Annotated in this window: 6 protein-coding genes; 3 read left to right on the top strand and 3 right to left on the bottom strand. The window is 65.3% G+C overall.

Going from position 1 to position 6,691, the window contains the following annotated elements; all coding sequences use genetic code 11:
* The first annotated feature begins 256 nt into the window (after window positions 1-256).
* Window positions 257-1,471 carry an IS110 family transposase gene (locus ACIBCM_RS32305; RefSeq protein WP_399249512.1) on the top strand — a complete coding sequence of 405 codons (1,215 nt, stop codon included), beginning with the start codon at window positions 257-259 and terminating at the stop codon, window positions 1,469-1,471.
* A 666-nt stretch (window positions 1,472-2,137) separates the two neighbouring features.
* Window positions 2,138-2,977 (top strand): IS5 family transposase, encoded by an 840-nt coding sequence (locus ACIBCM_RS32300; RefSeq protein WP_399249510.1) that lies wholly within the window; start codon window positions 2,138-2,140, stop codon window positions 2,975-2,977.
* An 84-nt stretch (window positions 2,978-3,061) separates the two neighbouring features.
* Here ACIBCM_RS32300 and ACIBCM_RS32295 read toward each other — a convergent pair whose 3' ends face one another.
* Window positions 3,062-3,235, bottom strand: coding sequence for a hypothetical protein (locus tag ACIBCM_RS32295; protein ID WP_399249509.1), 174 nt, complete (start codon window positions 3,233-3,235; stop codon window positions 3,062-3,064).
* Window positions 3,236-3,379: 144 nt separating this feature from the next.
* On the opposite strand from ACIBCM_RS32295, the gene ACIBCM_RS32290 reads away from it, so the two are divergent.
* Window positions 3,380-4,222 (top strand): hypothetical protein, encoded by an 843-nt coding sequence (locus ACIBCM_RS32290; protein WP_399249507.1) that lies wholly within the window; start codon window positions 3,380-3,382, stop codon window positions 4,220-4,222.
* Between the two features lie 1,306 nt (window positions 4,223-5,528).
* Here ACIBCM_RS32290 and ACIBCM_RS32285 read toward each other — a convergent pair.
* The gene (locus tag ACIBCM_RS32285; RefSeq protein WP_399249521.1) at window positions 5,529-6,311 is read right to left on the bottom strand and encodes an IS630 family transposase; all 783 of its coding nucleotides are present in this window, start codon (window positions 6,309-6,311) and stop codon (window positions 5,529-5,531) included.
* Window positions 6,200-6,640 (bottom strand): helix-turn-helix domain-containing protein, encoded by a 441-nt coding sequence (locus ACIBCM_RS32280; protein ID WP_399249505.1) that lies wholly within the window; start codon window positions 6,638-6,640, stop codon window positions 6,200-6,202. The genes ACIBCM_RS32285 and ACIBCM_RS32280 overlap by 112 nt, the downstream gene beginning before the upstream one ends.
* Window positions 6,641-6,691 lie beyond the last annotated feature (51 nt).

The raw sequence follows: 6,691 nt of genomic DNA, 5'->3' as shown, positions 1-6,691 counted from the left end.
CCGTTGCGTCGTAAGGCGCACGGCGGGTTCGGCGAGCGGCCTGGGAAAACGGACCGGGAGCAATCCCGGCACCGCGTCCCAGGCCGACTCAACCCGGGTCCGGGGGTGTTCGTCGGAGACGCTGATCAGAGGTCCGGCCACCGTCCGGTCCGGCGCAATGCCGGGCGGTTCGCGGGCGGCAGGTCTGCATAACGTGGATGCGCGAGCACGACACCCGAGCCGAGGCCGGCACCATCAACACCCTGGAAAGAGCGCGATGCTCGAGATCGAAGACGTGGGCGTGTTCCTCGGCCTGGACGTCGGCAAGTCCGCCCACCACGGGCACGGGCTCACCCCGGCCGGGAAGAAGGTCTTCGACAAACCGCTGCCCAACAGTGAGCCGAAGCTGCGGGCCGTGTTCGACAAGCTGACCGCGAAGTTCGGCACCGTCCTGGTCATCGTGGACCAGCCCGCCTCGATCGGCGCCCTGCCGCTGGCCGTCGCCCGCGATGCGGGCTGCCGCGTCGCCTACCTGCCCGGCCTGTCCATGCGACGAATCGCCGACCTCTACCCCGGCGAGGCCAAGACCGACGCCAAGGACGCGGCCGTCATCGCCGACGCCGCACGGACGATGCCGCACACCCTGCGCTCACTCGAACCGACCGACGAGATCACCGCCGAGCTGACCGTGCTGACCGGCTTCGACCAGGATCTGGCCGCCGAAGCCACCCGCACCAGCAACCGCATACGCGGCCTGCTCACCCAGTTCCACCCCAGCCTGGAACGCGTCCTGGGACCGCGTCTCGACCACCGGGCCGTGACCTGGCTCCTGGAGCGCTACGGCTCCCCGTCCGCCCTGCGCAAGGCCGGCCGCCGCCGACTCGTGGAGCTGATCCGCCCGAAGGCCCCGCGCATGGCCGCCCGACTGATCGACGAGGTCTTCGACGCCCTCGACGAACAGACCGTCGTCGTCCCAGGCACCGGCACCCTCGACATCGTCATCCCCTCCCTGGCCGCCTCGCTCACAGCGGTCCATGACCAGCGCCGAGCGATGGAAGCCCAGATCAACGCCCTGCTGGAGGCCCACCCTCTTTCGAAGGTCCTGACCTCGATGCCCGGAGTCGGCGTCAGGACCGCCGCCGTCCTGCTGGTCACCGTCGGCGACGGCACCGGCTTCCCCACCGCCGCCCACCTCGCCTCCTACGCCGGACTCGCCCCGACGACAAAGTCGTCGGGCACCTCGATCCACGGCGAACACGCACCCCGAGGCGGCAACCGGCAGCTCAAACGCGCGATGTTCCTCTCCGCGTTCGCCTGCATGAACGCCGATCCCGCATCCCGCGCCTACTACGACAGGCAACGCGCCCGCGGCAAAACCCACACCCAAGCCCTCCTCCGCCTCGCCCGCCAGCGCATCAGCGTCCTGTTCGCCATGCTCCGCGACGGCACCTTCTACGAGTCCCGAACCCCAGACGTCACCCTCGCCGCATGACCAAGGCAAACAGCCTCAAACCCGGCACCGCGTGCTTGACGAAGGACATAGAGGCACCCCCCCGGCGGTCCAGGTCCCCTACTCCTTCAACTGGCCCACCCGTGTCTGATTCCCCAAATGCCGCTCCAGAAGCGGCGAACACGGCGTTCACCCCGCCACGTCGCCTTATGCCCGCGGTGATTCGGCGGGCAGGGCTGGGTGCCCCTCGCCGCAGAGGCCGAGGGACTGTAAAACGTTTGACAGACCCCCGACGCCGCCTGGCGCGAGCTCGACAGCGTCAGCGACCCGATCCTGCGACGACACATCGCCGAGGCCCTCGTCAACGCCGACTGCGACGCCGCGATGAACGGCCAGCTCCCCCTCGCCGACCCCTGGTCTCTCACGGGCGAGTGAGGGACTGGACCGGAGCGAGTCTTCTACTTCCAGCACCGTGGGCCCTCTGAGAGGGCGTTTGCATAGCTTTAGCCAGAAGAGTGGCTTTCATGAGTGCCCGCATTTGCTCCTATTCAAGCTTTATGCGAACTTCTTTACCTCTCCCTGCCTCAAGCCTGCTTCCCGTTTCGCTGGCTTCTGCTACTGGAAGTCCGTCTGGTTTGAAGATGTGGCAGAACCGCCTGATGGCCAGCGGAACGCCGTCTTCCATCTTTCCCGTGCCAACGCTACGGCGTGAGTCAGCGGAAGCCGTACCCCAGCGACCTGTCCGACGCCCGTTGGGCCCTGATCGAGCCGACCTTGACGGCCTGGCGAAAAGCCCGGCTCGACCGCAGGCCCACCGGCCAGCCGGCCAGGGTCGAACTTCGCGACGTGTTCAACGCCATTCTCTACGTGAACCGCACCGGAATCCCCTGGAAATACCTCCCGCACGACTTCCCGAACCACGGGACCGTATACGCCTACTACGCAGCCTGGCGCGACGAGGGAATCTTCGCCCGGCTCAACTACGACCTGACCGGACTCGCGCGCGTGAAGGAGGGGCGAAGGCCCGAGCCGACCGCCTCGGTGATGGACACCCAGAGCATCAAGACCTCCACCAACGTGCCCGTGACCAGCCAGGGAACGGATGTCGCGAAGAAGATCGTCGGCCGGAAACGCGGCATCCTCACCGATACGATCGGACTCGTCCTCGCCGTAACCGTCACCGCCGCCGGTCTGTCGGAAAACGCCCTGGGCATCCGCCTCCTCGACCAGGCGAAGGAAACGTACCCCACCATCTCCAAGAGCTGGGTCGACACCGGCTTCAAGAATGCCGTCGTCGAGCACGGAGCCACCCTCGGAATCGACGTCGAAGTCGTCAACCGAAATCCGGAGACCCGCGGCTTTGAGGTCGTGAAAAGGCGCTGGGTGGTCGAGCGGAGTATCGGTTGGATCATGATGCACCGCCGTCTCGCACGCGACTACGAGACCCTCACCGTCAGCTCCGAGGCCATGATCCACATCGCCTCGATCGACAACCTCGCCAAGCACATAACGGACGAGACGACACCCACCTGGCGAGGAACGTACTAGAACGTAAACGGCAATCTGCCCACTTCAAACGCCCTCTGAGACTCATCAGAGGGCCCACGGTGCTGCGCAGCCGGCGCGGACGGTCTACGAGCGCATGACCAGATGAAGGAACCCTGCCAGCCCAATCGCGACCGCCACGCCGGCCCCCAGCCCCTCCACGCGGCCGACTGCCACCCCGCCGATCAAGCTCGCCAGCAGGATGACCACCCACCGCAGCGGCAGCCCTTCGCTGCCGGAGCCACCTTCCCCTGCACTCACGCTGCTGTCCTTCCCTGGAACGCCATCGGCCTGGCCTCCGAACTGCCTGTTCAGGAGGTGCCCTTGTGCTTCCAAGCCTTCACGCTGCGGCCGCCAAACACTAGGCTTTGACGGCGACAACACGGAGGGGGGGTTATCACTATCGTGGACGACGAGCCCACTGAAGCGATGTCCATCGCCGGGGACGGAACCTGGGGATGGGTTTACGCCTTCGCCAACGGCTCAGAGGCTGTCGATGTCACCTACTCCGACATCCCAGGCCCCTGGGTCTACTACGTCGAAGGACGGATGGTGGCCGGGAAGCCGGCCATCACCAGGCTGTCGATCGTGCCCCGAGACCCAGAGAAGCCTGAGGCGATCACCCGGGAGACCGTCCGTCGCGCGCCGACAGGAACCATCCTGGGGAGGGTCAAGAGCGCTCTACGGACCAAGTGGAACAACAAGGTCGGCGACCTCTACGCCCAAGCCCGCATTCAGTCGGTGAAGGTCGGTCGATCCTGGCCCGCGGGACACTTCGTCCAGGTCGCGTGGTTCGCCGTCGACGCGGAATTGACGGGTCGGCCTCCTCGGCAGGTCATCCAGGACACGTGGGGAGTCAGCGGGATCACCGCCAGCCGTTGGCTCGCGCGGGCTCGCACCCTGGGATACCTGCCGGACTACCCGCTCACGCCACTTGAGGGCCAGCCGCACGGATACGACTACGTGGCCGCAACGCGGATCCTCGAGGAACAGATCGTCCAGAAGGTGCTCCGCGAGGGACTTAGCCACACCTCCGACCCGGCCACGGTGAGGAGCGAACTCTGGGAAGTCCTCCACCGCGCGGTCCTCGACAACTCAAAGGAGGCCATGCGGCTTCGGACCGAGATCTTCGCCGACATCTTGGCCCAACTGGCCGAGGGCGGCCCTGACGAGCAGATCCAAAAGGCAGCGCAACACCTCCACAACCTCCTGGCAGCACCCGGTGAGGACCGAGTTGAGCGCTTGTAAAGTTCTGTCAACTTGCGTCCACTGTCGTTCATCGGGCGGAAGGCGCCATCGAGGATGAATGCATGGACGGTGATCAGGACCACGAGCCAGAAATCACTTCCCAGGAGCGGAAGGGGTGCTCAGCCTCCGTCACAGCTGCCATCGCTGTGGCCTCGGCCATCGCAGGAGGGGTGGCTCAAGCAGTAGCGGAGAAACTTTTGGGATCGTGATACGACTCACGACAAGTAAGGGGGAAAATTGAGCGGGGGACGACGCAGGAGAATCTCGATGCCAACGGATTCGGTACTGCCACCCGGTAGACATCGCAGCCTGCTCCAAGCGGTTCATGAGGCGTATCAAATGGCGGGATGCCCGGGGACTCGAAAGATCAGCGCGGCAGCCGCAGAGGCATCGTTTGCCGCAGACGTCATTTCGCACCAGGCGGTCGCAAATATCCTGAATGGCAAGAATTTCCCAGTCTGGGTAAAACTACAGGCACTCGTAGCTGCTCTTCTGATTCTTGGCCGAGTCGAATCCATCAGCCCTGAGCTGGACAGGTTTCGCTCGCTGTGGGTGGACGCGCACCTTGGCGATACTGCCTCTGAGGGCGAGTCGATAAACCAACCCCGGCCCGATCGCTCGGATAGTACAGCTACCGAGAGCCCCGCGCCTCCGAAACATGAGCCGCCAAAGTTCGGTACGCCACCAACGGCTCCATACGTTCACGCTGGAGACGCATCATACCCATCGACAGCGACCCCGAGGGACTCCTCGGACGACGGTCGCTTCGCGGAGCAGGAATTCGCGGCCGTGTTCATACAGGCAGCCTGGCCTGGCCCTGACATTTTCACCTCTGAGCACATCGCTGGCAGGCTCGCCGTAAGGCTGAACGTCGCGCACCCCATGGGGGGATCCATCGCAGAAGCCATGGACCGGGATGAGGAGACGGCCCGAATGCTGTGGCTACTACTCCTTTCCTGGGCGCGCATGGAGGATGAAATTCCGTCTGCCAAACAGAGGAGCAGGACTGAAGACATGCGACGCGACTGGGGTCGATACGCAGGTTTCTTTATGGGGACGGCCGACGAAGCAGGTTAAGGAAAACCCGACGTCCAGTCCGGCCGCCCCGAAGCGCTGATCAGCCAGAGGCAAAACTCAAGGGCTTCCGATCGCCGCGCTGCAATGGCCTTGACGGTCGGGAGAGCGCGGGCGGCCGCGGCTGTCGCCCGGTGTAGCACCAGCCCGCGTCGCTGCCGTGAGCAAGGCCTGATGCGGCACCGAACGATGCCAAATCGCGGTATGTGTCGTGGCTAGTAGACTGTCGCGGTTAATGTTTGGGGTAGAGGTGGCGCAGTTTGATGCGTGCGTCGTGGGTGGTGAACTGCCAGTTCACCTGACGTTGGTCGGTGTTGGTGGCGTTCTGCCAGGCCGAGAGTTCGGTGTTGAGGATGTCGAGGTCGCCGATCCGGCGGTCGAGGCATTGTCGGGTCAGCGCGGAGAGTTCGATCTCGGCGATGTTGAGCCATGACCCGTGCTTGGGCGTGTAGTGGATCTCGAGGCGTTGGGCCAGGGCGAAGGCTTCCTCAGGTGCGAATGCCTCGTACAGCGAGGCGATGCCGTGGGTGTTGAGGTTGTCCATCACCAGCACCACGGTCTCGGCGTCGGGGTAGTCCACGCTCAGCAACTGCTCGACCTGGCCGGCCCAGTCGGTCCGGGTCCGCCGGGACAGCGCCTGAACGCGGCACCATCCGCGCAGGGGCTCGGCCCACACGAAGATCGAGCACGTGCCGCAGCGGATGTACTCGCTGTCCTGGCAGGCGTCGTGACCAGGGCGGGCCGGGAGTGGGTCGCGGGCGTGGGCGAGGAGCTGGTAGGGCTTCTCGTCCATGCACACCACCGGACGTGCCGGGTCGTAGGGCCGGGCGTAGACGGCCAGGACGTCTTCCATCCGGGCCGCGAACTCGGCGTTCGCCCGCGGCGGGATGTTCCAGTACTTCTTCAGGTGAGGGCGCAGTTCCGTTTTTTTAGGACCCGTCCGATGGTGGAGTGGTCCAGATCGGGGATGTCCCCGACCAGCGCGACGTGCTTCTCCAGCAGCCGCAGGGACCACCGGGTACAGCCCTGGGGTGGCTGTGAGCACGCCATCGCGATCAGCCGGGCTTCGACCTCACCGGTCACCGGTGAGGGCACGGGCGGGAGGGCGCGCTTCTTCCGTGCGATCGTGGCGTGCACATCGCCACCGGTCTCGGCGAAACGCTTGGCTACCAGCCGCAACGTCTCACCCGAGACCCCGAGCCGAGCTGCGATCACCTCTTTCGGATCAGCCTCACCCACCGAAATATCCAGCGCCAGCAGCACCCGGGCCCGCCTGATCATCGACGCCGGACGCACCCCCGTCGTGGTCACCCGTACCAACTCCTCACGATCTGCCGCGGTCAACGTGACCGGACGCTTCTTCTGCGAAGGCACAACAGTCATCCTGTCCGGCAG

This window comes from Streptomyces sp. NPDC051018, from assembly GCF_044456085.1.
In the GTDB taxonomy this organism is placed as follows: domain Bacteria; phylum Actinomycetota; class Actinomycetes; order Streptomycetales; family Streptomycetaceae; genus Streptomyces.
The sequence above is the reverse complement of the archived record's forward strand: the minus strand, read 5'-3'. Positions and strand labels throughout refer to the sequence as shown.

Excerpts from the sequence above, each read along its gene's own strand:
- ACIBCM_RS32305 (WP_399249512.1), top strand. The coding sequence starts at position 257 with ATGCTCGAGATCGAAGACGTGGGCGTGTTCCTCGGCCTGGACGTCGGC.